At 71.3% G+C, this 26,997-nt stretch carries 20 protein-coding genes; 12 read left to right on the top strand and 8 right to left on the bottom strand.

Annotated elements, in window-relative coordinates; translation table 11 throughout:
• Positions 1–252: 252 nt before the first annotated feature.
• Positions 253–1,251, top strand: a complete 999-nt coding sequence (locus ABZS51_RS17220; protein WP_355441492.1) for a single-stranded DNA-binding protein — start codon at positions 253–255, stop codon at positions 1,249–1,251.
• Between the two features lie 791 nt (positions 1,252–2,042).
• Positions 2,043–3,677 (top strand): diguanylate cyclase, encoded by a 1,635-nt coding sequence (locus ABZS51_RS17215; RefSeq protein WP_355441489.1) that lies wholly within the window; start codon positions 2,043–2,045, stop codon positions 3,675–3,677.
• 468 nt (positions 3,678–4,145) lie between these two features.
• Here the strand turns inward: ABZS51_RS17215 and ABZS51_RS17210 are convergent, their stop codons facing one another.
• Both ABZS51_RS17210 and ABZS51_RS17205 read right to left on the bottom strand, forming a co-directional pair.
• Complete coding sequence (locus ABZS51_RS17210; RefSeq protein ID WP_355441486.1) at positions 4,146–5,399, bottom strand: MFS transporter; 1,254 nt, start codon at positions 5,397–5,399, stop codon at positions 4,146–4,148.
• A gap of 107 nt (positions 5,400–5,506) precedes the next feature.
• Positions 5,507–6,049 carry an SDR family oxidoreductase gene (locus ABZS51_RS17205; RefSeq protein WP_355441483.1) on the bottom strand — a complete coding sequence of 181 codons (543 nt, stop codon included), beginning with the start codon at positions 6,047–6,049 and terminating at the stop codon, positions 5,507–5,509.
• Positions 6,050–6,244: 195 nt separating this feature from the next.
• Between ABZS51_RS17205 and ABZS51_RS17200 the strand changes: the two genes are divergently transcribed.
• The 4 genes from ABZS51_RS17200 (at position 6,245) to ABZS51_RS17185 (ending at position 13,284) form a co-directional block, all read left to right on the top strand.
• Positions 6,245–9,505 (top strand): BTAD domain-containing putative transcriptional regulator, encoded by a 3,261-nt coding sequence (locus tag ABZS51_RS17200; protein WP_355441480.1) that lies wholly within the window; start codon positions 6,245–6,247, stop codon positions 9,503–9,505.
• A 113-nt stretch (positions 9,506–9,618) separates the two neighbouring features.
• Positions 9,619–11,283 (top strand): energy-dependent translational throttle protein EttA, encoded by a 1,665-nt coding sequence (ettA, locus tag ABZS51_RS17195; RefSeq protein ID WP_355441477.1) that lies wholly within the window; start codon positions 9,619–9,621, stop codon positions 11,281–11,283.
• A 359-nt stretch (positions 11,284–11,642) separates the two neighbouring features.
• The gene (locus ABZS51_RS17190; protein ID WP_310712217.1) at positions 11,643–12,077 is read left to right on the top strand and encodes a thioesterase family protein; all 435 of its coding nucleotides are present in this window, start codon (positions 11,643–11,645) and stop codon (positions 12,075–12,077) included.
• Between the two features lie 4 nt (positions 12,078–12,081).
• Entirely contained in the window at positions 12,082–13,284 is a 1,203-nt protein-coding gene (locus tag ABZS51_RS17185) for an MFS transporter (RefSeq protein WP_355441474.1), read from the top strand.
• Here ABZS51_RS17185 and ABZS51_RS17180 read toward each other — a convergent pair.
• The 4 genes from ABZS51_RS17180 to ABZS51_RS17165 form a co-directional block, all read right to left on the bottom strand.
• Entirely contained in the window at positions 13,277–14,800 is a 1,524-nt protein-coding gene (locus ABZS51_RS17180) for an alpha-amylase family glycosyl hydrolase (protein ID WP_355441471.1), read from the bottom strand. The genes ABZS51_RS17185 and ABZS51_RS17180 overlap by 8 nt on opposite strands.
• A 16-nt stretch (positions 14,801–14,816) precedes the next feature.
• A complete protein-coding gene (locus tag ABZS51_RS17175; protein WP_310712221.1) occupies positions 14,817–15,197 on the bottom strand; it encodes a globin in 381 nt (126 codons plus the stop codon).
• Between the two features lie 9 nt (positions 15,198–15,206).
• Positions 15,207–16,136, bottom strand: coding sequence for a mechanosensitive ion channel family protein (locus ABZS51_RS17170; RefSeq protein ID WP_355441468.1), 930 nt, complete (start codon positions 16,134–16,136; stop codon positions 15,207–15,209).
• 470 nt (positions 16,137–16,606) lie between these two features.
• On the bottom strand, positions 16,607–16,891 hold the full coding sequence (locus ABZS51_RS17165) for a hypothetical protein (RefSeq protein WP_310712224.1): 285 nt from the start codon (positions 16,889–16,891) through the stop codon (positions 16,607–16,609).
• 273 nt (positions 16,892–17,164) lie between these two features.
• Between ABZS51_RS17165 and ABZS51_RS17160 the strand changes: the two genes are divergently transcribed.
• From ABZS51_RS17160 to ABZS51_RS17135, 6 genes are all read left to right on the top strand, one after another.
• Positions 17,165–18,724, top strand: coding sequence for an XRE family transcriptional regulator (locus tag ABZS51_RS17160; protein ID WP_355441464.1), 1,560 nt, complete (start codon positions 17,165–17,167; stop codon positions 18,722–18,724).
• Positions 18,721–19,209: a GNAT family N-acetyltransferase gene (locus ABZS51_RS17155; protein WP_310712227.1), complete on the top strand. Its 489-nt coding sequence runs from the start codon at positions 18,721–18,723 to the stop codon at positions 19,207–19,209. The genes ABZS51_RS17160 and ABZS51_RS17155 overlap by 4 nt, the downstream gene beginning before the upstream one ends.
• A 192-nt stretch (positions 19,210–19,401) precedes the next feature.
• Positions 19,402–20,736 carry a DMT family transporter gene (locus ABZS51_RS17150; protein ID WP_355441460.1) on the top strand — a complete coding sequence of 445 codons (1,335 nt, stop codon included), beginning with the start codon at positions 19,402–19,404 and terminating at the stop codon, positions 20,734–20,736.
• A 276-nt stretch (positions 20,737–21,012) separates the two neighbouring features.
• Entirely contained in the window at positions 21,013–22,641 is a 1,629-nt protein-coding gene (locus ABZS51_RS17145) for a tetratricopeptide repeat protein (RefSeq protein ID WP_355441457.1), read from the top strand.
• Positions 22,642–22,861: 220 nt separating this feature from the next.
• On the top strand, positions 22,862–23,635 hold the full coding sequence (locus ABZS51_RS17140; protein WP_310712231.1) for a hypothetical protein: 774 nt from the start codon (positions 22,862–22,864) through the stop codon (positions 23,633–23,635).
• A 340-nt stretch (positions 23,636–23,975) separates the two neighbouring features.
• Positions 23,976–24,716, top strand: a complete 741-nt coding sequence (locus ABZS51_RS17135; protein ID WP_355441454.1) for an MBL fold metallo-hydrolase — start codon at positions 23,976–23,978, stop codon at positions 24,714–24,716.
• Between the two features lie 282 nt (positions 24,717–24,998).
• Here the strand turns inward: ABZS51_RS17135 and ABZS51_RS17130 are convergent, their stop codons facing one another.
• Together ABZS51_RS17130 and ABZS51_RS17125 are read right to left on the bottom strand one after the other, a co-directional pair.
• A complete protein-coding gene (locus ABZS51_RS17130) occupies positions 24,999–25,631 on the bottom strand; it encodes a DUF47 family protein (RefSeq protein ID WP_355441451.1) in 633 nt (210 codons plus the stop codon).
• Positions 25,632–25,700: 69 nt separating this feature from the next.
• Positions 25,701–26,633, bottom strand: a complete 933-nt coding sequence (locus tag ABZS51_RS17125) for an inorganic phosphate transporter (protein ID WP_355441448.1) — start codon at positions 26,631–26,633, stop codon at positions 25,701–25,703.
• Positions 26,634–26,997: the final 364 nt, after the last annotated feature.

Here is a 26,997-nt window from a genome sequence, read left to right as displayed (position 1 = left end):
TGTCCCGGTTTCCTACGGTGTCGCGGTTTCCTACGGTGTCGCGGTTTCGTACGGCGTCGGGCCGACGTACGGCCCCTTTGCGCTGACCCTTCGGCAGCGGTGAGCCGAGCGCCACGACGTTTTCCACAACCGGCCCGCCCCTCCACCCCGCAAATCCACAGAACGCCATTCGGCGCCTCGGGCCCTCCACCCCTTCCGGCACCGTGATCCCAGGTCGCGGGCACCCCGCCCGCTGACATGGGAGGCAATGGGATGAACGACATCTACATCACGCTCACCGGAAACGTCGCAGCAGAGCCCCGTCAGTACACCTTCGAGGACGGGGCGAAGGTCACCTCGCTCCGGGTCCTGACGTCGCACCGCTACTTCGACAGGAAGACCGGCCAGTGGACCGACGGCGAGAGGGTCTGCTTCGCGGTGCGCTGCTGGCGGTCCCTCGGCGACAACGTGGCGCAGTCGATCAAGATAGGGCAGCCCGTGGTGGTGTCCGGCAAGCTCCGCATCCGCGAGTTCGGCCCGGAGGGCGACCGCCGCTTCATGCCCGAGATCGAGGCGAGCGCGGTGGGTCATGACCTGCGCTGGGGCACCGGTGCCTTCGTCAAGCCGGAGCGTGGCGGCGGCGCTGCCACAGTGAGCAAGGAGATGCGCGACCGCCTGGACGCGGAGACCCAGGACTGGGCCATGGGCATGAGCGCGGGCATGAGCGCGGGCATGGGCGCGGGCATGGGCGTGGGCATGGGTACGAGCACGGGCATGGGCACGGGCATGGGCATGGGCATGGGGACGAGCGCGGGCACGGGCATGTCGAGCAGGGCCGATCATGCCCGCCCGTCTCTTCCGGAGCCTCCCGCCTTCACCCCGCTTCCCCCTGTCCCGGCGGACGACACAGGCGAAGCCGCCTACGCCTCCATCCAGAGGGACCTCGCTCCCGCCACCCGCGCAGGCGAGCCCCGTCACGCCGTCGACCCGGCAGAGTCCCATCACCCTCACCCCATGGGAAAGGCCTCCGACACCGGCGACGGGGCGGACGCACCCCGTGCCGACGACACCGCCGCCTCCAGTGTTCAGCGGCCCAAAACCTCGCCCGCCCCGACCTCTCCGGCCTCCGGCAAGGCGTCCTCCAGGCCCTCCCGCTCCAAGGGACGCCCGGCCCGTACCGACGGCACCGTGATCCGCATCCTCGGTGAGGACGACAACGAGCACGAGGCGGAAGACGCCGAGTGGCCCACCAGGGAGCCGATCGCGGCCTGACACCGCCGCTCTCCCACACACAACCGGCCCGACGCCCTCTCCCCAAGGGCCTCGGGCCGGTACGGCCAGGTGAGGGTCCATACGAGAAAGCCCCTTAACCCCCAGAACAACTCAAAACACCCCGCCGACCTCACGACAAGCCGGCACCCGAACAGAGACAAGAAAGCCGAAGGCAGACACGAGAAGAAGCAGTGAGAAGCCTGAAGGAGGCCAACACAATCTGAAGGGAAACGACGCGAGGCCTGGCAGCGCCGCAAGGCATGGAAGGGCCCAGCTCAACCCGGGCGGAAGACGCATGCCCTGGGGGAGACACCGGCCCGGAGGGCGAACACCGGCCCGGCGGGCGAACGCGCGGGTCCAGCGGGGTGACAACGCGATGCCTGGAGGGGGAGCAACGTCGGCCCAGGGGGAAGCAATGGAGCTGAGAGGGGACAAGGGCGAGTCGTCGGCCACGAGAAGCCAAGCTGAGAAAGACCGACCCAGAAAGACCAAGCCCAGAAAGATCAAGCCCAGAAAGACCAGCTCAGAATGACCAAGCCCATAAGGACCAAGGCAGAAAGACCAGGCCAAGGCGTCGCATCAAGGTCAGGAAAGACATCGCATCAAGACCAGGTCACACCTCGCGCCATGGCTGCTCCTTTCCGTTGTCTCCCGCTCGTGGAGTGAGCCGGAATCTCCCTTAGAGACCACGATGACCTAGGTGGTCCCGTCGCCCAACGTATCGGTTCCGATCGCACAACGCACACTCCGCAACTATTGTGTTACATATCGTTAGTCAGGGAGGAGACGTGATGGCGGCCCCTCGTCACACCCCGATCACGCCTCGCGACGGAGTGTCCACCCTGGTCGGCCGCTGGCCGCTGCTAGGGCAGCGGCGTCCCCTCGTGATCTATCTCGTCGGGATCGTGGCCCTCGACCTCGTCGCGATCGTCCTGCTGGCGGCGTCCACTCCGGTTCGGTGGTCGGACGTCATGGCATTCGTCGCGCTCATGGCGTGCGGCGCGGTATGCATCGAGGCGACGAGACGTCTCGGCATGCCCGCCGGCGTCTCCCGGGACCTGCTGTCAGCGTGGTGGTTGCCGGTGGCGCTGCTGCTGCCGTCCCTCTATGCCCTGCTCGCGCCCATCGTGTTGCAGATGCTCCTGCAATGGCGGGTCCGGGCCACGGTGCTGCATCGCCGTGTGTTCAGCTCTGCCGCCATCGGATTGGCGGGATGCGCCGCCTCGATGGCGTTCCACCGGCTGGTGCCCGATCCGGCGGCGCTGACGCGGGGCGCCATCGAGCCGATCGGCTTGGCGGTGGCAGCGGCGATCGTGTTCGCCCTGCTCAACACGGCCCTCATCGCCCTGGCCGCGCACATGGCCGACCCCGAGGTCCCGTGGCGCGAGGTCCTGTGGGACAAGGAGAGCGCCCTGCTCGACGTCGTGGAGCTGTGCCTCGGCGTCAGCGTGGCCATCTCGGCCGGTCTCAATCTCGGCCTGCTCATTCTGGCGCTGCCACCGGTCGTACTGCTGCAACGCAGCCTCCTGCACGCCCAGCTCCAGGCGGCCGCCCGCACCGACCCCAAGACCGGCCTGCTCAACGCGGCGGCGTGGCAGCGCGAGGCCGACACCGAGATCGTCCGCGCCCGGCGCACCGGCGAGACACTGGCCCTGCTCATCGTCGACATCGACCATTTCAAACGGGTCAACGACCGACACGGCCACCTCGTCGGCGACCAGGTCCTGGCGGCGGTCGCGGCCACGCTGCGGAGCCAGTTGCGCGAGTACGACGTGGTGGGCCGCTTCGGCGGTGAGGAGTTCGTGGTCCTGCTGCCCGGGGCCGACGTCCACGAGGCGCGCCAGGTGGCCGAACGCCTCCGCAACCGCATCAGCCACATGGCGGTCGCCGCCGACGACGCCATGATCACCGTGACGATCTCGGTGGGGGTGGCCATCATGACCCTGCACGGTGACGACCTCATAGAGCTCCTGGCCGCCGCCGACCTGGCCCTCTACCGCGCCAAGGAGCTCGGCCGGGACCGCATCTGCCTCCCGGTCATCCAGCCCACCCACCTCACCGACACCGAGACGGCGGCGATCCCGGTCCCCTCACCCCTCGAAGACCTTCACCCCGAAGAGCTTCACCCACCCGAAGACCTTCACCCCGAAGAGCTCCACCCACCCGAAGAACTCCACCCTGAAGATCTCCGCCCCGTGGACCTCCGCCCCGTGGACCTCCGCCCCGTGGACCTCCGCCCCGAAGACTCGCCGTCGACGCTGGACCACTCATCGGCCTCAGACCCTCAACCAACGCCGGACCGCCTCTCGACCCCGAACTCCCTCATAACAGAGCTGTCGCTGAACGAGGAGCCGGAGTTAGCGCCCAGTCCGACACCTCAACAGCTCCCAGAACACCCGCCGCAAACGGCAACGGCGGGCGACTGAGATGGACCGGGCACTTTCAAGAGGGTCCCAGGCGCTTGCGAGGGGTGATCGACTGCGTCATCCACGGCCAGAACTGCCGGCAGCCGCAGGGACGAGATCGTCTCCCAGCCGGAGTGGATGAAACGGCCGGAGTGGATGGAACGGCCGGAGTGGATGCAACGGCCGGAGTGGATGCAACGGCCGGAGTGGGTGCAACGGACGGTGGATCCGCATGCCCCAGCCGGGCGGCGGCTCCCCGAGGGCGAGCTGTGTCCCCGGGACAACTCACGATGGGCTTGGTATGGAGGCGGCGGCACCGTCACCTCGACTCCCTCTCGTTCCAGCGACGCGTCGGGGGAGGCCGGGATCAGGTTCGGATGATCCCGATGCCGCCTCCCCGAACGTCGCGGCCGAACAGGTGCCAGAGAGGATCAAGGCTCCTGCAGGTCTCCGGCACACATGGGGATCAGTCTGTCCTGGGGAGTGCGGTCACGGGGACTCGACCGAGGGTCGCCTGGCGGGGAAGCCGTGGCTGCGCGCGGCGAGAACGACCCCGAGCACCGGCAGCAGGAGCAGCAGCACACTCCACGGGAACGACTCGCTGCCGAGCAGGTCGAGCAGGATGCCGCCGATGACACCACCGCCCGCCATGGCGACGTTCCACAGCGTGACGAGCATCGCCTGGGCCGCGTCGGCTTGGTCGCCGCCCGCGTCACCGGCCGCGGTCTGGAGCAAGGTGGGCACCCCGCCCCAGCCGAGACCCCACAGGACGGCGGCGAGGTAGACGAGGGCGGACTGATCGGCCAGGACGGCCAGCAGCGCGGCGGCCACGGCGACCGACAGCGCGCTGGCGATGCTGAGGGCACGCAGCCGGTGATGGATCTGGGCACCGACGATCCAGATGCTCACCAGCGAGGCGGCGCCGAAGACCAGGAGCACCAGGTCGGTGTTGCCGCCCATGCCCAGATCGTCGAGGAAGGCGGCGATGTAGGCGTACAGGATGGTGTGGGCCAGGACGAAGATGAGTGTGACGAACAGGACTGCGGCCACCCCCGGCACGCGCAGGGCCCGCAGCATCCGGGGCCGCTCGCCACTGGCCTGTCCCGGGAAGTCCGGCACCGTCGCCGCGATCCACGCCAGCAGCAGCACCGTGAGCGCCGTCATCGCGAAGAAGGCCACGCGCCAGTCGGTCACCTTGCCCAGGAAGGTCCCGGCCGGCACGCCGAGCGAGAGCGCGACCGGGATGCCCGCCATGGCGATGGCTATCGCCCTGCCCTGGAGGTGAACGGGGGCCATGCGGCGCGCGTACCCCGCGAGCAGCGCCCAGGCGAGGCCGGCGGCCACACCCGCGACGAACCGCGCCGTCATCGTCAGGGCGTACAGGGACGACATGGCGGTGATCGTGTTGGCCAGGGCGAAGCCCCCCATGGCGGCCAGCAGCAGTCGCTTGCGCCTCCATCTCGCGGTGGCCGCGGTCAGCGGGATCGCGGTCAGCGCGGTGCCGAGCGCGTAGATCGTCACCGTCTGGCCGGTCGCGGACTCGCCCACGTGGAGGTCGTCGCTCATCGCCGGGAGCAGGCCCGCGGGGAGCGTCTCTGTGAGACTGGTGATGAAGACGGCGGTGGCCAGGGCGAGCAGGGCGAGGAGCGGAAGCTTCTGCTGCTCCTCGCCCCTGCCCCTCGTGCCGGATCGGGCGCCGGTGCCTGCGGCAGAACCGGCCGCGGTGTCGGGTGCGGTACTCATGTGGTGTACTCCGGGTCTTTCCAGGGACGTCATCTGTTCGGCCGCACCGTGTGCGGTGCAGCGGGTCTGGCGGCAGTGATCCGGGCATGGGCGACTGCGCCGGTGGGTCACGCCCGGCGCAGGCCGCCGTCGACGGGGAGCCGGGCGCCCGTCGTGAAGGTCGCGTCCGTCGCCAGGAAGAGCGCGGCGCGGGCCACCTCCTCGGCGGCTCCGAGACGGCCGAGCGGTGGCAGGGACGCGGCGCTGCCGCCCGGCGACTCGATACAGTCCGGGGCCACCGCGTTGACGCGGATGCCGCGGGAGGCGAGCTCCGCGGCGAGGTCATGTACGGCGGCGGGGGACGGGGCGGGTGTGGTGAGCACCACCGCGCCACCGTCCTTGACGTGCGACAGCAGCGGTCGCGTGGTGGGTACGGAGTCGGCGAAGAGCAGATCCACGCCGCCGCCGGCCTCCAGGTGAGTTCTGAGAGCGGCCGGGTTGACGACACGGGCGGCGGAGCCCAACTCGTCGCCCAGCCGCATGCGTTCCTGCGGTGTGCGGGCGGTCAGCAGGATCCGCGCACCACCTTCCACGAGGCGCTTGGCGATTGCCAGAGCAATGCCTGTGGCATCCCCGGCGATCACGCCCCTTTTGTCCCCGTACCTGGTCATGCTTACGGTTCCCTCTCACAGGTGTCGGTCCGTGGGGCACGCGCGGCGCCTCACCCATACGGGCGCCTCACCCATACGACTGTGCTCTCGGGCGCTTCAGGTTTTCTTCGGAAGGGCTGACGGCCGGCTGCAGGCGGTGCCGTCGAAAGCCAGGAGCGAGTCCGCCTCGATGCATGCAAGACATACAGTGGCCCCATGCGGTTTGGGGTGCTCGGGCCACTGGCCGTGTGGGACGAGGAGGGGCGGGAGGTCAAGATCCCGGAGGTCAAGGTCCGGGTGCTGCTCGCGGATCTGCTCGCCCACGACGGAGGCCCCGTCTCGGCGGACCGGCTCATCGACGACCTGTGGGGCGACCGCCCGCCGGGCAGACCCGCGGGCGCCCTGCACACCAGGGTCTCCCAGCTGCGCCGGGTCATCGGCCGGGACCGGGTGGTGCGGCAGCCGCCGGGCTATCGGCTGGAGCTCGACGTCGACGAGCTGGATGCCACGCGGTTTCGCTCCCTCGTGGCCGAGGCCCGGTGCAGCCCGGATCCGCGCACCCGGGCCGCCCTGCTCACCGAGGCCCTCGACCTGTGGCGGGGGCCCGCCTACGCCGACTTCGCGGACGAGGAGTTCATGCGGCCGGCCGTGCAGCACCTCACCGAGCAGCGGCTGTCGGTGTTGGAGGAGCAGGCCGAGGCCCGCCTCCAGGCCGGGGACCACGTGCTGGTCGCCGCGGAGCTCGCGGACCTGGTCTTCCGGTACCCGTTGCGGGAGCGCCTGCGTGCCCTGCACATGCGGGCCCTCTACGTGTCAGGGCGGCAGAGCGAGGCCCTCGCGTCGTACGAGGACCTGCGGCGCCGGCTGGCGGAGGATCTGGGAGTCGACCCCGGCCCCGAACTGACCGCGTTGCACCGGGCGGTGCTTCGGCAGGATCCCCGCCTGGAGACCCCGCCGGCGCCGGGCCCGACGGCTGCCGGGGACGAGGTGCCCGGGCGCACCCACTCGAACCTGCCGGTCCCGCACACCCACTCGAACCTGCCGGTGCCGCTCACCCCCCTCATCGGCCGGAGCCAGGCCCTCACCGACCTCTCCGGCCTCCTGCGCGGCACCCGGCTGGTCACGCTGACCGGCCCCGGCGGCGTCGGCAAGACCCGCCTCGCCGTGGCGGCGGCCGCCGCGGTGGGAACGGACGAGGGCGCCGGCGACGGCATCTGGCTCGTCGAGTTCGCCGGCCTCCGCGCCGGCACCGGCGCCGACCTCGCCCAGGTCATCGCCGCCACGCTCGGTATCCGGGACGACACCCACTCCCCCCGGCCCGGCGCCGGCTCACCGGCCCACCGCCTCGCCGATGCCCTGCGGGACCGCCGCATCCTGCTCGTGCTGGACAACTGCGAACACATCGTCGACGCCGCGGCGGAGCTCGCCGATGTCCTCCTGACCACCGCCCCCGCACTGCGGGTGCTGGCGACCAGCCAGGAGCCGCTCGGCCTGGCGGGTGAGGCCGTGTTCCTGGTCGAACCACTCCAGGACCCCGACGCCGTACGGCTGTTCATGGACCGCGCCGCCGCATCCGCCCCCGGCTTCCCCACGGACCTGGACGCCCTGGAGCCGGTGGACCGCGCGGCCGTCGCGGAGATCTGCCGCCGTCTGGACGGCATCCCGCTCGCCCTCGAACTCGCCGCCACCCGCGTACGGGCGCTCGGAGTCCGGGAACTGGCGGATCGGCTCAATGACCGGTTCAAGATCCTTGGCTCCGGCCGGCGCGGCGCACCAGCCCGGCAGCAGACCCTGCGGGCGATGATCGACTGGAGCTGGCAACTCCTCGGCGCGCCCGAACGGATCGTGCTGCGCCGCCTCGCCGCGTTCGGTGACGGCTGCGACCTGGAAGCCGCCACCGCGGTGTGCGCGGGCGACGGCGTCGCCCGGGAGGAGGTGCCCGAGCTCGTGGCGCGCCTCGTCGATCGGTCCCTCGTGGTCGTGGTGAACGGGCCCACGGGGCCCCGTTACCGGCTCCTGGAGTCCGTGGCCGCGTACGCGATGGAGCGGCTGCACGAGATGGAGGACCTGACCGCCGTACGCGACCGGCATCTGCGCCACTACCTGGCGCTCGCCGAACACGCCGAGTCCCGGCTGCGCGGCGCCGAGCAGCGGTCCTGGCTCTCCCGGCTGGATGCCGAGACCGGCAATCTGCGCGCGGCTCTCGAGGAGGCGATACGCCGCGCCGCCGCGGGTGAGGCGGCCGACGCCGTGGGCCTGGCCACCGCACTGTCGTGGTGGTGGTTGCTGCGCGGCCGTCTCATCGAGGCCCGGCGCAGCCTGGAGGCCGTGCTGGCCGCCGTTCCGGCGTCGGCGCCCGCGCCGGTGACGGCGGAAGCAGCGCTTTTGCACCGCGCGTTCGCGCTGCTGACGGGTGATCACGGGGCTGCCGCCGCCGCCCCGGACGCCGACGCCGTCCCCGATCTCGTACGCCGGGCGCGTGGCCTGTGGTTGTGCGCATTCGGCCTGTTCAGCGCCGGTGCCGCAGCCGACAGCGACACGTGGAACACTCGCGCCCTGACCCTCTTCACCGAGGCGGGCGACCAGTGGGGCACGGCCGCCGCGCTGGGCCTGCGGGCGAGACTCGCTCTGGACCGCGGCGACCTGCAAGGGCTCGGCCGCGACGGGCGGCGCAGCGCCTCGCTCTTCCGCGAACTGGGCGACAGATGGGGCGAGCTGCAGACGGTGTCGCCGCTCGCCGTGCTCGCCGAGATCAAGGGGAAGTACGGCGAGGCGGAGCACCGCCAGCACGAAGGGCTGCGGATCGCCCGGGACCTGGGCTTGGCGGCGGAGGTCGCGGCGCGGCTGTCCGGGCTGGGCCGCCTCGCGCTGCTGGCGCGCGACTGGGACCGGGCGCGCGAACTGCACGAGCAGGCCCGTCGCATCGCCGCCGAACAGGGCTACATCTACGGCGAGCTCCACTCCGAGATGGGCCTGGCCCTCGGGGCGCGCCGCTCCGGTGACCTGGACGCCGCGGAGGCGCACCTGCTGCACATACGCGACGGCTACGGGCACGTGTCGTCCCAGGCCGGGGACCATCTGCTCCTCGCCGAGCTGGGCTTCGTCGCCGAACTCCGCGGCGAAGCGGCCCAGGCCGTCGCCCACCACCTGCACGCTCTCGACGTCGCTCGCTCGCTCGCCGAGCCGCGAGCCCTCGCCCTGTCGCTGGAGGGCCTCGCGGGCGCGCTGTCCCGGCAGGAGCACACCGCGGCCTGCGCCGCGGTCCTGCTCGGCGCGGCTGACGCCGCCCGCCGCAGCGTGGGCGCACCGCTCCCACCCGCCGAACGCGGTGACGTCGACCGCATCACGGCCGCCGAGCGGGCCGTCCTGGGCGAGGAGGCTTTCACGGAGAGATTCACGTACGGCACCCGGCTGACCGCCGACGAGGCCGTACAGATGGTGATCGACGGACCGTGCTCGTCCTGGTCGAGCTGTTGACGCAAGCCCGGCGGCGGCCTCCGGCGCCACAACTCCGTACCTCCGCCGTGCCTCCGGCTGTCTTCGGTGCCCGACCGGCGGAAGCCCGGTCGAGAGCCCCTAAGCTAGATGTCATGCCGGAGTACATCTACACGCTGCAGCGCGTGCGCAAGGCGCACGGCGACAAGGTTGTCCTTGACGACGTCACGCTGTCGTTCCTGCCCGGAGCCAAGATCGGTGTCCTGGGCCCGAACGGCACCGGTAAGTCGACGCTGCTCCGGATGATGGCCGGCCTGGAGCAGCCGTCCAACGGTGAGGCGCGGCTCATGCCGGGCTTCTCGGTCGGCATGCTTCAGCAGGAGCCCCCGCTGAACGAGGAGAAGACCGTCCTCGGCAACGTCCAGGAGGGCGTCGCCGAGACGATGGCGATGCTCGACCGCTACAACGCGATCGCCGAGCAGATGGCCACCGACTACAGCGATGCGCTGCTGGACGAGATGGGCAAGCTGCAGGAGCAGCTGGAGCACCGCAACGCGTGGGACCTCGACAGCCAGCTCGAGCAGGCGATGGACGCGCTGCGTTGCCCGCCGCCGGACGCCGACGTGACCACGCTGTCCGGTGGTGAGCGCCGCCGTGTCGCGCTGTGCAAGCTGCTGCTGGAGGCCCCCGACCTGCTGCTGCTCGACGAGCCCACCAACCACCTCGACGCCGAGAGCGTGCAGTGGCTGGAGCAGCACCTGGAGAAGTACGCCGGCACCGTGCTGTCCGTCACCCACGACCGCTACTTCCTCGACAACGTGGCCGGCTGGATCCTCGAGCTCGACCGTGGCCGCGCCTACGCCTACGAGGGCAACTACTCCACCTACCTGGAGGCCAAGGCGCAGCGGCTCAAGGTCGAGGGCCAGAAGGACGTCAAGCGCAAGAAGCGCCTCGAGGACGAGCTGGAGTGGGTCCGCTCCAACCCCAAGGCCCGCCAGACCAAGTCCAAGGCCCGTCTGCAGCGCTACGAGGAGATGGCGGCCGAGGCCGACAAGCACCGCAAGCTCGACTTCGACGAGATCCAGATCCCGCCGGGCCCGCGCCTGGGCACCACCGTGATCAGGGCCGAGGACCTCACCAAGGGCTTCGAGGACCGGCTGCTCATGGAGAAGCTCTCGTTCGACCTGCCGCGCAACGGCATCGTCGGTGTCATCGGCCCCAACGGCGTCGGCAAGACCACGCTGTTCCGCATGATCACCGGTAGCGAGACGCCCGACAACGGCTCGATCGTCGTGGGCGACACGGTCAAGATCTCCTACGCCGACCAGAGCCGCGGCGGCATCGACCCCAACAAGAACGTCTGGGAGGTCGTCTCCGACGGGCTCGACCACATCAAGGTCGGCAACGTCGAGATGCCGTCGCGCGCCTACATCGCCGCGTTCGGGTTCAAGGGCCCCGACCAGCAGAAGAAGGCCGGCGTCCTGTCGGGTGGCGAGCGCAACCGGCTCAACCTGGCGCTCACCCTCAAGCAGGGCGGCAACGTCCTGCTCCTCGACGAGCCCACCAACGACCTCGACACCGAGACCCTCTCGTCGCTGGAGAACGCGCTGCTCGACTTCCCGGGTTGCGCGGTCATCACCTCGCACGACCGGTGGTTCCTCGACCGCATCGCCACGCACATCCTGGCGTGGGAAGAGGGCTCCAACTGGTTCTGGTTCGAGGGCAACTACGCCGACTACGAGAAGAACAAGATCGAGCGGCTGGGCGCCGACGCGGCCCGCCCGCACCGGGTGACCTACCGCAAGCTCCACCGCGACTGATCCCGGCGTCCACGGCTCAGGGCCCGGGCCTCACGGCTCAGGGCCCAGGCTCAGGGCCCAGACTGAGGGCCCAGGCTGGGAGCCCAGGCTGGGGGCGCGGTCACGGTTCGGGACTCGCACGCGCGCCGCCTGCCGGGGCCAGCGGCACAGATACCTCGCGAGGTGCGCCAGGGTCTCCGGTCGCGCGGCTGCTCACCCGCTCCGTCCAGAACGACCTCCGGCCGTTCGACCCTGGACGCCGACCGTGCTGCCGGCCCGTGCTGCCGGCCCGTGCTGTCGGCCCCCGACCGTGCCGCCGGTCGGCCGGGTGAGAAGGGCCGGGTGGGAAGGGCCGCGTGGGGGCGGGTACGGTGGCGGGCGTGGTGCACGAATCGCTCGAAACCCTGACCCGGCGGCACGTCTTCCCCCGCATGGTGCGGTTCGCGGACATCGACTCGCTCGGCCACGTGAACAACGTCCGGTTCTTCGACTACCTGGAGGACGCCCGGCTCGGCATGTTCCACATCGACCCGTACCGGTCGGGTGACGCGCCGTTCAAGGGGCTGGTCATCGCCCGGCACGAGATCGACTACCGGCGGCCGTTGACGTTCAGGGCCGAGCCGGTGCGGGTGGAGACGTGGGTGACGGAGATCAAGCCGGTGCGGTTCACGCTGGCCTACGAGATCCGTGACGACGACGAGGTGTTCGTGACCGCGTCCTCGGTGGTCGTGGGCTACGACGTGGAGGCCGGCGCGCCCCGCAGGCTGACGCCGCAGGAGGTCGCATACCTCGAACGCTTCAAGATCCCTGCCTAGCGGCGTGTCCCCTCCGAAGCGGGACCTGAGGCGCTGGGTGATGCTCGCCCTCGGCGTCAACGCGCATGCCAGCGTCACCCTGGGCCTGTTCGGGCTCCCCCTCGTCATGCCGGATCTGCAACGCTTCTTCGAACTGCCCCTGCCGCTGGCCGGCATCGTGGCGAACGCGCCGGGCATCGGCGTGCTGTTCGCCCTCGTCCCCTGGGGTGTGCTGGCCGACCGGCACGGCGAGCGGCTCGTCCTCGGCCTGGGCGTGGGACTGGCGGCTATGTTCTTCGCCGCCGTCACGCTCGTCACCGGAGTCTGGGCGGTCGTCGGCCTGCTGGCGCTGGCGGGCGCCGCCGGGTCGGCCGCGATGGTGGGCGGCGGCCGGATCGTGCTGCGCTGGTTCCGCCCGCCGGAGCGCGGCGTCGCCATGGGCCTGCGGCAGGTGTCCTACACGCTCGGCATGGCCGTCGCCGCCTTCGTCCTGCCGCCCGTGTCGCGCGCGCACGGCATCCCGGGCGTGCTGGCGGTGTGCGCCGCCGTGAGCCTGCTGGCCGCCGTGCTGGCCGCCCTGTTCCTGGCCGAGCCGCCGCGCGACGGCCCCGGCTCGGGTCCCGCGCCGGCCGGCTCGCCGTACCGGCAGCCCGCCCTCTGGCGGGTGCACGCGACGAGCGCGTTGCAGGCGGTGCCGCAGATCGTGGTCAGCACGTACGGCGTGGCGTGCCTCGTCCACGTGTACGGCTGGGACGGCGTGCAGGCGGGACGGCTGTTCGGCGTGGCCGCGATCGGCGGCGCGGCGGTGCGCATCGCGGTGGGCCGCTGGTCCGATCGGACGGGCCTGCGGATGGCGCCGCTGCGCCTGCTGACGTTCGGCAGCCTGGCCGTGCTCGTCCTGCTGCTCGCGGGCACCTTCACCGGGTCGTGGCCCGGCCCGGTGATGCTGGCGCTGGCCGCGGTGATTACGGTGGCGGGCAACGGGCTGGCGTACCTCGCGGCCGGTGAGCTCGCCGGGCCCGGCGCGGCCGGGCGGGTGCTGGGCACCCACAACACCATCCAGAACGTCGTCGCGCTGGCCGTGACCCCGCTGGCCGGCCTGCTGATCACCGAGGCGGGCTACTGGGCGGGGTTCGCGGCGGGGCTGGTGTGCGCGCTGCTCTCGGTGCCGGTCATCCCGGTCCGGGGGGAACGCGGCGCGCACACCCTCTCCCCTGAAGTCAGGTGACGGGTGTGCTCAGCAGCCAGGCCGCCGTGTCCGGAGGAAGCACGTCACCCGCCAGCGAGCCGCTGGACAGCAGGACGCGCTCGTGCGGCGGCAGCCGTACGGCCTCCGTGCCGCAGTTGAGCACGCACACCAGCCGCCCCCGGCCGAAGAACAGCGCGTCCTCCGGGGAGTCCAGCCACTGGATGGTGTGCGGCATCTCCTCCACCAGCTCCCGGCGGCAGGCCAGCGCGGCCCGGTAGAACTCCAGGGTCGAGGCCGGGTCGCCGGCCTGCGCCTCCACGCTCAGCGCCCCGAACTCCGCCGGTTGCGGCAGCCACGGCCGCGTCTCGTCCGGGGAGAACCCGTGGGAGGGTCCCGTCACCGTCCACGGCAGCGGCACCCGGCAGCCGTCGCGCCCGGGCAGCTTTCCCTCCGACTGGAAGAAGACCGGGTCCTGCCGCGCCTCCGGGGGAAGATCCTTCACCTCGGGGAGTCCAAGTTCCTCCCCCTGGTAGAGATATGCCGACCCGGGAAGCGCCAACATGGCGAGCAATGCCGCTTTCGCCCTGAGGAGCCCGGTTCCGGGGTCGGCGGTCTCGTAGCGGGTGCGGTGCCGTACGACGTCGTGGTTGGACAGCACCCAGGTCGCGAACGGCACGGTCGCCAGCGTGTCGTCGATCACCTTCCGGAACGCCGTCGCCGACCACGGAGCCTGGAGCCAGGCGAAGTTGAAGCTCTGGTGCAGCTCGTCCGGCCGGACGTAGCGGGCCAGGTCCTCCGGGTCGTCCGTCCACACCTCGCCCACTGCCATGCGCTCGCCCGGGTAGCCGTCGAGCAGCTTGCGCCAGGACCGGTACACGTCGTGCACCTCCGGCTGCCCCCACACCGGCGAGCGCGAGGTGAACGACTGGTCGTCCACCCCGGGCAGGTCCGGCAGCCCCTCCGCCTTGTACAGCCCCATCGCCACGTCGATGCGGAACCCGTCGACGCCCCGGTCCAGCCAGAATCGCAGGACGTCCAGGAACTCCTCGTGGACCTCCGGCTCGCGCCAGTTGAAGTCGGGCTGCTCCGGGGCGAACAGGTGGAGATACCACTGTCCGTCGGCCACCTGGGTCCACGCCGGCCCGCCGAAGGTGGACTGCCAGTTGTTCGGCCGGTCGCGGAAGACGTAGCGCTCACGCCGCTCGCCGCGCAGCGCCGCCTGGAACCACGGGTGCCGCGAGGAGCTGTGGTTGGGCACGATGTCGACGAGCACCCGCAGCCCGTGCTCGTGCGCGTCGGCCACCAGTGCCTCGAAGTCCGCCAGCGACCCGAACAGCGGATCGACGCCCCGGTAGTCGGCCACGTCGTAGCCGCCGTCGGCCATGGGGGAGGGGTAGAAGGGCGTCAGCCAGATGGCGTCGACGCCCAGGCGCCGGAGGTACGGCAGGCGCTCCCGGATGCCGGCGAGGTCGCCGACGCCGTCACCCGAGGCGTCGGCGAAGCTGCGTACATAGATCTCGTAGACGACCGCGTCACGCCACCAAGGGATAGTCATGGGGCGGTCATGCCCGTTATGTGGGCGAGTTCACCAAGCTGTGCGCCGCGTAAACCAGGTAGTCCCAGAGGCGCTTCTCCTGCTCCTCCGGAAGCTCCAGCGAGTCGACGCCGTCGCGCATGTGCTTGAGCCAGGCGTCGCGCTCGGCCTCGCCGATCACGAACGGCACGTGCCGCATGCGCAGACGCGGATGGCCGCGCTCCTGGCTGTAGGTGTTGGGGCCGCCCCAGTACTGGATCAGGAACCCCCGCAACCGCTCCTCCGCACCCGTCAGATCCTCTTCGGGGTAGAGGGGGCGGAGCAACGGGTCCTGGGCCACCCCCTCGTAGAAGCGATGCACCAGCCGCCGGAAAATCTCCTCGCCCCCGACGGCGTCGTAGAAGGAGGTCTCAGTCACGCTGCAAGCCTACGCGCCGGGCACCAGTGCGATGCCGGCGGTGTCCATCGCGTTCTTCACCTTGAGCCGCATCTCGCGGGCGACCTGCGCCTGCTTGGAGGGCAGCGTCTTGGCCGAGATGCGGAAGACGAGCATGCTGTCGGACAACTGCTCCACGCCGAACACGTCGGGCCGCTCCACGATCACCGTCTCCCGGAACTCGGGGTCGTCCCACATCTCCTTGGCGATCCGCTCCAGCACGTCGCGCACCGCCGTCACGTCGCTGTCGTAGCCCACCGGGACGTCCACGTAGGCCCGCGACCAGCCCTGCGACTCGTTGCCGACCCGGGTGATGGTGCCGTTGCGGACGTACCAGACCCGGCCGTCGGCGTCGCGCAGCCGCGTGATGCGCAGCGTGACAGCCTCGACCGTGCCGACGGCGGCGCCCGCGTCGATCATGTCACCCACGCCGTACTGGTCCTCCAGCAGCATGAACATGCCGGCGATGAAGTCCTTGACCAGCTCCTGCGCGCCGAAGCCGATCGCCACGCCGAGGATGCCGACGCTGGTCAGCAGCGGCGCGATGGGGATGGTCAGCCGGTCGAGCACGGTGAGGACGGCCGTGCCGAGGATGACGATCGAGGCGACGTGCCTCAGCACCGAGCCCATGGTCTCGGCCCGCTGCTTGCGCCGCTCGTGGAGCAGGACGTCGATGCTCTCCGAGCCGACGCCGTTCCGGCGGAACCGGGTCATGATCGAGCCGCCGGTCGCCGCCCGGGTGACCACGCGGGTGATGAGCCGGTGCGCGACGTTGCGGATGACGAACGCCAGGATGAGGATCAGCACGATCGTGATCGCGCTGGCCACCAGCGGTGCCCACACGGCTCCCTTGAACAGCCCGGCCAGCGTGGAGCAGATGACCGTGTCGCCCTCGCAGACGGAGGCGACCTGCTGGCTCATGTCACTGAAGCTGGGGATCACCGACTCCGGGGAGGGAGAGGGCGATGGCGCTGGGGTCGCCAGGAACACTGGGGGAATCCCCTTTCGAGAAGCGGTTCGGCCGGCGGATTGGACCGATTTCGATCCACAAGATACCGCCGACCGAACCGGCCGCCGTCACATCGCGCCGGGGAAGACGGGGTCGTCAGGCCCGGGGCCGCGGAGGGCGAGGCCTGACGCTCCGGTGACGGACGGCCCGGCAGGGACGAGCACCCGGAAGCAGGTCCCGTGCCGTTTCTCCGGAAGGCGTACCTTCCGGACACCCTCCGGTGTGACCCGGAGGGAGTCGGTGTGAAAACCGTGGAGCCGGCGGGACGGCCAAGGCTCCCGCGAACGGGAGACCTCCGCACCGGCCGCCCCGCCGGCTCCGTGAAGCCGCGATGGATGCGGTGAACCGCGGTGGCTGCGCTCCACGCGGGTCACCGCCTGTGTCATTCGCCCACCGCGGCGAGCACCCGAGCGACCTTCGTCGCCGCACCAGCCGGGTCGTCCGCCGCGTGCATCCGCTCTCCCCAGGACCAGCAGTACCACCAGTCCGGCAACTCGGAGACCGCCGTCGGCCGACAGGTGACGTTCTCGGACAGGCTGGTCGCGTTCGGGTTGATCACCCGGACGAACAGCCGGCCGGTCTGGGTGCGGACCACTCGTGCGAGCAAACCGCGAGCGCCGAGCTCCGCTACCAGACGCTCCAGGTGCTCGAAATCGTCGTCCCCCACCTTTCGTCCCTCCCTCGCTTTGTTGCTGGTGGGCCAAAGATGACTCAAGTCGGCGCGTTACGCAACGAGCACATCCCGATCACAGGGAGTCGCTATTCCCTCGTGGGTTGTAAGAAACAGTCCGCCGGAGGACGATCCTTAACCGTAAGCTTCGAGAGGACGTTTTCTTCTCGTCCACAATGGTCCATAGTCTTCGGTAGGCGGAGTGCAACCCAGAGACTACGCTGAGTCGTCGGTCGTGGATCGTTCGGGACGTGTGTGAGAGGGGCCGGGATGTCCGGCAGGCAGCACAGGGAAACGGAGATAGCGCGGCGGACCAGAGCCAGGGGTCTCGCCGCCGGCCGCACCCCTGCCCAGATCGCCGAGGAGATCCATGAAGCCTGCGCGTCGCAGTTCGGCACGACGAAGATCAAGAGCCATCGTCTGTCGCACGGCATCGCCCTCGCCGACGTCATCGAGCAGGTGCGCGCCCTGTTCGAGTGTGACGCCAAGCCGCCGCCGGGCATCGGCGAGACCCTCCTGTCGGCGTACGAGAGCGGCCTGAAACGCCCCGGCCCCGAATACCTCCACTACCTGTGCACCGTCTACCGCGTCGAGCCCTCGGCCCTCGGCTACGACGGCCCCTGCATCTGCGGCCACGGCCACCGGGCGCCCGGCGGGCCCGCCTTCGACGTCTCGGAGCGCGTCCCGGCCTCGGTGGAGGCGCGTGAGCAGCGGCCCGACCGGCCCGGTGAGGAGGAGCCGCCGCACGAGAGCCAGGAGGACGAGAACATCCTCCGTCGCGCCCTGCTCCACCTGCTCGGCGACAAGCCGTCCATGAAGCCCGAGGGGGCGGTGCTCGGCGCCATCGACGGCATCAGGCGCCGCATGGACGAGACGCTCGTCTGCGCCACGGTCTCACCGGCCATGCTCGACCAGTGGGAAGAGGTCACGCAGGCCTTCGGCCGGCAGTACACGACCACCGCCCCGCTGCGCCTGCTGTGCGACGTGGTGCTGGAGCTGGGCGCGGTCCGCAACGCCATGAAGCATCGCCAGCCGATCGACCTGCAGGAACGTCTGTGCCGCATGGTCGCGCAACTGGCCGGGCTGAGCGGCATGATCATGATCAACCTGGGTGACCACCGCCTGGCGCGCTCGTTCTTCCGCACCGGCCGCATCGCCGCCGACGAGACCGGGGACCGCGCGCTGCGCGCCTGGGTGACGGCCCGCGAGTCGCTCGTCCCGCTCTACTACGGCGACGCCCGCGAGGCGCTCAACCTCGCCAAGAAGAGCCGTGACCTGGCCGGCGCCACGCCGTGCGCCGCGCAGGCCATGGCCCCGGTCGTGGAGGCCCGCGCGCTGGCCATGCTGTCGGGCACCGACAGCAAGAAGGAGATCGTCGACCAGGCCAAGCGCGCGCTGGCCCGGGCCCGCAACGCCTTCAGCCACATCAAGGGCGACGAGCGTGAGGACATGGCGTTCGGCTACACCGAGCGTCAGCTCTACTTCTACCAGGGCGACGTGCTCACCAAGCTCGGCCAGACGCTGGAGGCGGAGGTGGTGCTGGAGCAGGCCCTCGACAAGTACCAGGACCACATCCTCGACCAGACGCTGATCAGGCTCGACCGGGCGCAGTGCCGCCTGATCGAGGGCGACGTCACCGAGGCGCTGGAGGTCGGCACCGAGGCTCTGCGCCTGCTCGGCCCGGAGTACCGCACCGACTTCATCATGCGCCCGGCGCTCGCCTTCGAGCAGGCGGTCATGCAGCGCGACCCCGGCCATCCGGGCCTGGTCGCCTACCGCGAACAGTTGCGCCCCGAGCCGGTCGCGGGCGAAGGAAAGGCCGGTGCATGAACCTGAAGATCCGTCGTTACCGCTGGTCCGACCTGGACACGATCCTGGCGCTGCACCAGATCTGCCTGGCCCAGGTCGGCCTGTTCCCCGGTGACGGGGTCTACTACGACGACGACTTCCCCCGCATCCAGGAGCTCTACCTGGTGTGCGGCGGCGACTTCCTGGTGGGCGAGACGGGCGGCCGGGTCGTCGCCATGGGCGGGCTGCGGCCCATCGACTCGGGCAAGGCCGAGATCTGCCGGCTGCGCGTCCACCCGGAGCTCCAGCGCCGCGGCTACGGTGCCGCGATGCTCACCGCCCTGGAGAAGCGGGCGGTCGAGCTGGGCTTCCACAGCGTCCGAGGCGACACCACCCTGCGGCAGGAGGCCGCCCTCGCGCTGTACGCGCGGCATGGGTGGCGCGAGATCTCCCGCTCCCGCGTCGGCGACCTCATCGTGGTGTACGGCGAGAAGCGGCTCGTGCCCGCCGCCGTCCTCGACGCCTGATCCCCCGCCTCACCCCGTCTCCATGTGAGTCCTGTGGGCAAAGCGTGACGGGAGAAAAGGGGGATTCGATCACTCCTGCGGATATGGATGTACGAACCCCCGGGTGAGCCTCTTCCCTCCCGGTGGTAGAGGAGTATCCCCGACTGCTGCGAGTACATCCGCGGCTGCGTTTCGTAGTGAGATGCTTCCGCCATGACAGGCGTGGCCGCTCCCCGACCCCTCCTGGGAGCCGTGCTTCTGTTGTTCGTCAGCGCCGCATGGGGGTCGGCGTTCCCGCTGATGAAGGATCTCATTCTCCGGATGCCGGTAGAGGATCTGCTGGCCGAGCGTTACACGATCGCAGCAGTGACGCTCCTGGCCCTGCGCCCGGGCGCGCTGCGGGGGCTGTCGTGGCGTACGTGGGGAAACGGGCTGGTCCTGGGCGTCATGTTCGGGGTCGGCCAGGTGGGGCAGGCTTTCGCGCTGGACAGCCTGCCCTCGGCCGTGTCGGGGTTCGCCGTCGGGTGCAGCGTGGTCCTCACGCCCATCCTGGCGCTGGTGCTGTTCAGGACGAGGATGCCGGGGCGGGTGTGGGCGGGGGTCGCGCTGGCGCTGGCGGGCATGACGGTGTTCACGCTGCTGCGCGGCGTCGGCGACCAGCCGATCTCGCTGTCGGCGCTCAGCGTGACGCTCGTCGCCGCGGCCCTGTACGCGGGGCACACGCTCCTCCTGGCGCACTTCTCGCGCACCCGCGAGGGCTTCAACGCCTACGCCCTGACCGTCATCCAGCTGGGCACCATCGGGCTCATGGCAGGCGGCTACGCCGTGCATGACGGGCTGAGCCTCCCGGTGAGCCTTCCCGACTGGGGGGTGCTCGCCCATCTGGCGGTGGTGTCGTGCGCTCTGGGGTTCCTCGCCCGCTCGTACGGCCAGGCGCACGTGGCGGCCGTGCCCAGCGCGGTCCTCATGTCGTCGCAGCCGCTGTGGGTGGCGGCCATCGCGGTGATCTGGTTCCACGAGCCGGTGGACTGGAGCATGATCCTCGGTGGTGGGCTCATGGGCGCGGCGATGCTCCTGGCCGTACCGTCGCGTACGACGGCGCCTCCGCGTGCTGAGGCGTCCCGTCCCATGACGCCCCTTCCGGTGGCGCCACCGCCGGTGGAGGAGCCGGCGGACGGCGCGCCGCGGCGCGTGCAGCTGCTCGCCGTGTCCCGCCAGGCCTCGAAGAGGCTGGCGGACCTCAAGGTCAAACGGGACGAGCCGGGTCAGCCGCGGGAGGCGCCCGTGCCGCAGAGGCCGCCCGTCGCGGGGGCGGCGTGCGGCGACAGCCCGGCGTGCCGGCTGCAGCTTCACCAGATCAAGGGCAGCGGCCAGCCGAGCCTGGACCGGCTGATCCAGCGGGCGACAGTCATCGTCCGCGCCCGCAACGTGCCCGGTCCCGGCTGCTGCCGGTCCGTCACGCTGTCGGGAGGTTGCCTGTGCGCGCTGATCGAGGAGGCCGAGCAGAACGGAGAGGTGACAAAGGTGTGCTGGTTTCAGCACGGCTGACCATCTGATAATCATCGAATAAACACGCCAGTCAGCTATTACTAGCTAACTTATGCGTCCCAAAACTTGATATTCGGTGCTGTGCCCGAATAATGGTGTATTAGTCCCAATGGAGGGGTAGAACACCATGAAGCGCATCATCGTGCATAAGCCGGGCTCCGCGAAGCTCACCGGAACCTCGAGCGTCATCCACAAGGGGTGACCGGGGGAGTTTCCCACCAGCGGGTACCGAGTGATCCGCCTGTCGAGCCGGGGGCCGTACGGCTGTTGATGCCGATGATCGACGGACACCGCCGGCCCCACGGCCCGTACACCGTCGCCTCCGCTCTGCTCCACCACCTCGTGCCGGGGGTGCTGGAACGTTCCCCAGAGCTGGTCGCCGCCCACGACATCGAGATCAGGGCGGCGGCCCCGGGCCTGCGCGACGTGGTCCCGGCCGGACGCGCGACGATCGACGCGAGCCTGCCCGACGACGAGCGCATCCTCGTGCCCGCGCCCCGCCGCACCCTGCGGCTGGCCAACGGGCTCACGGAGTTCGTCCGCGAGGCCGTGGCCCCGGGGCGCACCCTGATGGTGTGCAACGGCGCCGAGACCGACCCGACGGACGCCGAGCTGCTCGACGTCATGACCCGCCGCATCCCGCCCGACGTGCTCACCATCGTCGTGTACGAAGGCGGCCCCGCACCCGCCGGCGACCAGCGCGGCCCAGGTGCGCTGTGGGACCTGGTGGACCGGTGCGTGCACGAGGGGTTCCTGCACGCCGTGGCCGAGGTCGGCCGGCGCGGGCTGGAGACGGCCGAGCCGGGCGGCGAGCTGTGGTGGCGCTTCGCGCAGCGCACAGCGACCGCGCTCGGCGGGCTCGGCCGCATCGGTGAGGCGCGCGAGGTGTGGGCGTGGGCGCGCAGGTACAGCCAGGATCCGGCGGTCCACGCCGCCTGCGCGTACGGGTTGGCGATGCTCGACGCCCGCGACCCCGACCCGGAGCGGCGCGACCTCGCCCGGGCCCGTGAGTGGGTCAACGAGGCCATCGCCATCTCCACCCTGCTGCGTGACCCGTTCGAGAGGGCCTTCAAGCTCGGCTTCGACCGCAACGGGCTGGCGCTCGTGGAGCTGCGGGAGGGACGGCCCGAGGCGGCGCTCGCGCTGGTGGAGTCGGCCATGGAGCTGGCCGGCGAGCTGGGGGAGCGGCACCCGCTGCACCGCATGGTGCTGCACGCCAACCGCGGCCGCCTGCTCGCGGCGCTCGGCCGTACCAAGGAGGCGCTGGACGACTACACCGCCGCCATCGCCCTCGACCCCTGCTTCCCCGACCACTACCTGGACCGGGGCAACCTGCTGGCCAAACTCGGCCTCCCGGACGAGGCGCTGGCCGACTACGAGAGCGCCATCCGGGCCGGGCCGCCGATGCCGGAGGCGTACTACAACCGCGCCGAGCTGCGGATCGCCCGCGACGACACGGACGGCGCCCTGGCCGACCTGGGTCACGTGCTGGAGCTCGATCCCGGCTACCTGGACGCGTACATCAACCGGGCAGGGCTGCTGGCCGCCCTCGAACGCGACGAGGAGGCGTGGGCGGACGTACGCGCCGGGCTGGCGCTGGCGCCCGGCGACGTTCACCTGCTCGTGGTGCTCGGGCAACTGGAGACGACGGCGGGACGGCTGGGGGACGCGCACGCGACGCTGGACGCCGCCGTCGCCGCGGCGCCGGGGCTCGCGGCGGCGTGGGGGAACCGGGGGGTGCTGCGGTTCGCGGAGGGGGACGTCGAGGGAGCGGTGGACGACCTGTCCCGGGCGATCACCCTCGATCCCCAACCGGACCTGTACGCCAACCGCGCGGTGGCGCTGCGCTCGCTGGGCCGTACGGCGGAGGCCAGGACGGACGAGCAACGCGCCTCGGTCCCGTGACCGCCACCATCACGCCGGAGGGCTTCGCACCGCGGCGGGTTGAGACTACGGGGGGCTTGGGACAACGGGGGCTTGGGACAACGGGGGTTGGGACTGCGGGGGTTGGGACTGCGGCGGGCTGAGACCGCGGGCGTTGGGGACTCCGGGGCTGGGACTGCGGTTGGACGCTCCGGCCCCGGCCCGCTCGGGACCATGGCCGGATAGGACTACGGTTGGACGCGTGGGCTTCGACGAGCTGCTCCGTGAACTCCAGCCGGGCGCCGGCGCGCAGGCCGCCGGCATCAGACGCGGCTACGGCGGGCCGCCTCCCCGCTCCGTGGCCCTCACCGCGGGCCCGGACCGGCTGCGCTGTGCGTCCCTGCTGAAACCCCTGTACGCGTGGGCGGCGGCCGGGCTGATCGGCGACCACGAGCGCTGGCGCCGCCACGCCGAGCCGGCCGTGGTCGTCTCCTCCAACTCCGACACCCTCGCCCTGTGGCTGTCCGTCGGCCCGCGCGCCATCCTGGACGCGATCCACCGCCGCACGGGTGTCCGCTGGGCGCCGCCGAACGCGGATCCGTCGCGGTTCGGGTCCGTGGAGGTGTCGGCCGCCGAGGTCGCCGCCGCGTACGCGGAGCTGGCCCAGGCGGCCCTGGCGGGCGACCCGGTCGCGGGCGCGATCCTGGAGTGGATGCGCCTGGTGGGCGGCGAGCAGACGTTCGGCGCCCGGGAGGCGCTCGCGGCGCCGGAGGCGGCCGTCAAGTGCGGCTGGTACGGCGGGCTGGAGGAGACGTGCCTGCGCACCCACGCCGTGGCCGTCCTGACCCCGGGCGGCAACCGGGTGGTGGTCGTGGTGGGCCTGACCGCGCAGCCGTACACCGACGAGCTGGAACGCGACATCTACCAGGCCCGGGTGGCGGAGGGGCTGCCGGTGGAGGCGGAGCACGAGAAGGCGGGCGGCGCGCTGCTGCGCGGCCTGCTGCACACGACCCTCACCGAGCTCGGCGAAACCTGACCCTCCCGCCACCTGCGGCCTCTCACAGGTGACTCCTCACGGGCGGCTCCTCACGAACGGTCCCTCGCGAACGGCCTCCCACGGGCGGCTCCTCGCGGGCGGCTCCTCACGAACGGTCCCTCGCGAACGGCCTCCCACGGGCGGCTCCTCGCGGGCGGCCACTCACCGGCAGCTCCCCCGTACGGCTGTGAGCGGACGGGCGGCCGTCAGCTGGCGTGACCGGTGGTCGGGCGGGTAGCCGGATTGGCCGGGTGCCTGGGCAGTCCAGTGGTCCGGCCGGTCGGAGGTACGCGAGGATGGGCCCGTTCGAGGCAGATTTGGGTGGGTTCGGGAGGCATGTGTGAGGATTACCGTGCTGGGCGGATGTGGGGCGTGGCCGGCGGCGGGCCAGGCGTGCAGCGGCTACCTGGTGGAGTACGACGGCTTCAGGGTGCTGATCGACCCCGGTTACGCGACCCTTCCCAGGCTGCTGGAGTCGGTGGCGGCCGAGGAGGTGGACGCGGTGCTGGTCAGCCACGGCCACCCCGACCACTGCTCCGACCTCAACCCGCTGCTGCGGGCCCGCGCCCTGGGCGACGCCCCACCGGCCGCGCTTCCTGTCCACGCGCCGCCCGGCGCGCTCGACGCCGTGCTGGCCCTGGACAACCCGCGCATGCTGGCCTCCAGTCACGTGTTGTACGAGCTGGCGCCGGGGGCGGTGGTGGAGCTCGGGCCCTTCCGGGTGGACACCTGGGCGCTGCCCCACCACGTCCCCAACGCCGGGCTGCGACTCACCGCGGGCGGCCGGACGCTGGCCTACACCGGCGACACCGGACCCGCCGCAGAACTGGCCGAGCTGGCCCGGGACGCCGACCTTCTGCTGGCCGAAGCCACCTATCCGGAACGGGTGCCGGACGAGGACGCCCCGTACCTGTCGAGCGCCCTGGACGCGGGCCGTACGGCGTCACGGGCGGGAGCGGGTCGGCTGGTGCTCACCCACCTGTGGCCCGGCACCCGGCCGGAGGCGGCGCTGGAGGCGGCGGCCAAGGAGTACACCGGCGATCTCATGGTGGCCTCCGGCGGCCTCACCGTGTCCTTCTGACCCCGTACGGAATCGACTCCGGGCGGCGGACATCGCCGTGACCGCCTTCGGGACGCGAGGCGTCGCTCACGAGGGCCGTGGCTGTTCGCGGGCTGCGGGACGCGAGGCGTGGCTCACGACGGCCGTGACTGTTCGCGGGCTGCGGGGCGTGCAGCGTCGTTCAGGACGGCCGGCACCATCCCCCCGACGCTGGATCAGCGCATGGACCCGTAAGGCCTGTCAGCAGTTCGTGGCGCCCGGTCAGGACCGCATGGCGCCTGGTCGGCAGGGCGTGGCGCCTGGTCAGCGTTTCATGGCGCCGTCCGCGATGGCGTCGGCGGCGTCGCCGATGGCCATGCCGACGATCTCCAGGCGTCGCACCAGCTCCCGTTGCTTCATGGCCTCCGCCGTGAGCTCGCCCGAGAAGATGCGGGAAATTTCGTACTGGTACATCCGCCGGATCTGTCCGCCCGTCTTCTTGGCCTCCAAAGCGTCGTGGACGACGGCCGAAGGGCGGGAGGCGAGGTCGCGCACCGCGTTCTCCAGGGCGTCGATCCCGGCGATCACCTGGTCGAGCAGGGGGCTGAAGCGGATCTGGTCCGGCACGCGGTACAGGTGCGACTCCCGTACGAAGTCGCGCAGCGAGTCCAGCACGTCGTCGATGGAGCGCGAGAGCCGGAACAGGTCCTCCCGGTCGATCGGGGTGACCAGAGCGCTCCTCAGCTCCTCGACGAGGCGGCGGCGCTCCTCGTCGCCGAGGTGCTCGATCGTCCGCATCTGCTCGTGCGCCCCCGTCCGGCCCACCTCGCCGCCGATCATGGCCATGGCCAGCCAGGCACCCTGCTTGGTCGCTTCGAGCTGGCCGAGCAGCGCCTCGGTCAACGCGCTGTCCATCCGGCCGGTCATGAGATCGCGGATGCGCCGAAGTCGCCTCATAACGCTCCTTCCACGGCTCATGCCGCATCAAAGCTCGTCAGGGTTATGCCCCTCAGGGGTTCACCGGGGTCATGTCGAGGACAGGATGTAGGCCACGACGCCCGCCAGGAGGGCGCTCGCCGGAAGAGTCAGCAACCAGGCCACGACGATCTTGACGGCGGCGTACCAGCGGACGCGCCCTCCGCCCTGGGCCACCCCGGCGCCGATCAGGCCGCCGGCCACGGTCTGGGTCATGCTCACGGGCATGCCGAGCACCGCGCAGCAGATCACCGCCGTGCCCGAGGCCAGCTCCGCCGACACCCCGTGCAGCGGGCGGGAGGCGATGATCTCCTGGCCGAGTGTGCGGCCCGCCTTGGGCAGGCCGTACAGGGCGCCGAGCCCGAACAGGAACGCGACCAGCGTCGTGTACGGCAGTGGAGCGCCCGAGAAGCCCAGCGCGATCATGAAGACGGCGAGCATCTTCTGACCGTCGTTGGCGGCGTAGGCGACGGTCTGCAGGAGGAACCCCGCCCAGTGCCAGCGCCACAGCCCCCGCGCGGTGGTCCACCGGAACAGCAGCAGCGTCACCCCGCACGCCAGGAACCCGCCGACGAACGGCGCCGCGATGCCGAAGGCCAGCACCGTCGCGACCGCACTGCCGGAGACGGGCAGCCCCCAGCCGAGCCCCGCCCCGGTCAGGCCGCCGACGATGGCCAGGGTGAGGCTCGTCGGACGGCCCCTCGCGCTCAGCACGGTGACGACGGTGAGGGCGGAGAGCACGGCGACCGTCATCGCGGTCCGCCCGCCCGGCCCGTCGAACGTGGCCAGGCGGTGCACGAACGTCTGCGCCACGGCGTAGGTCGCCAAGGGCACCAACGCCACCATGACCACGAGGGTGAGGATGCCGGTGGCGGGCCGTACGGTCGGTAGCTTGAGGCCGGTCGCGAGGAGCGCACCCCCGTCGTTCATGCCGGTCACGAGCGCGAACAGACAGGCGACCGCGACCAGTACGACGTAGTCCAAGGGTGAGCGCGCCTCCGTTCCGCCAGCCGGCCGCCTGGCATCGCCTGATAGATACCCAAGATCGGCTTGGTGATGGATGGAATCCTATTCTGCTGGAGAGCGCGGGTCAGTGGGGCCTTGGCTGGGATACGGGCCACGAGGGCGGCGCATCCGCCGCTCACGGACCTGGGAGGAGGCGCCCACCGGTTTCGGGTCCGGGACGGAGCGGTGGACGGCCGGGGCCGATCTGGGACAGGGCGGAAGGGCGGGGTCAGGGCGGCGGGTACGCTCGGGAGACGTGCGCAGGAAGCCGCGCGTCCCGACGGCACGTGTCCCGGAAGGACGGCAACGTGCCCCGGAAGGACGGCACGTGCCCCGGAAGTAC

The organism is Nonomuraea sp. NPDC005501, assembly GCF_040605905.1.
GTDB lineage: Bacteria > Actinomycetota > Actinomycetes > Streptosporangiales > Streptosporangiaceae > Nonomuraea.
The sequence above is the reverse complement of the archived record's forward strand: the minus strand, read 5'-3'. Positions and strand labels throughout refer to the sequence as shown.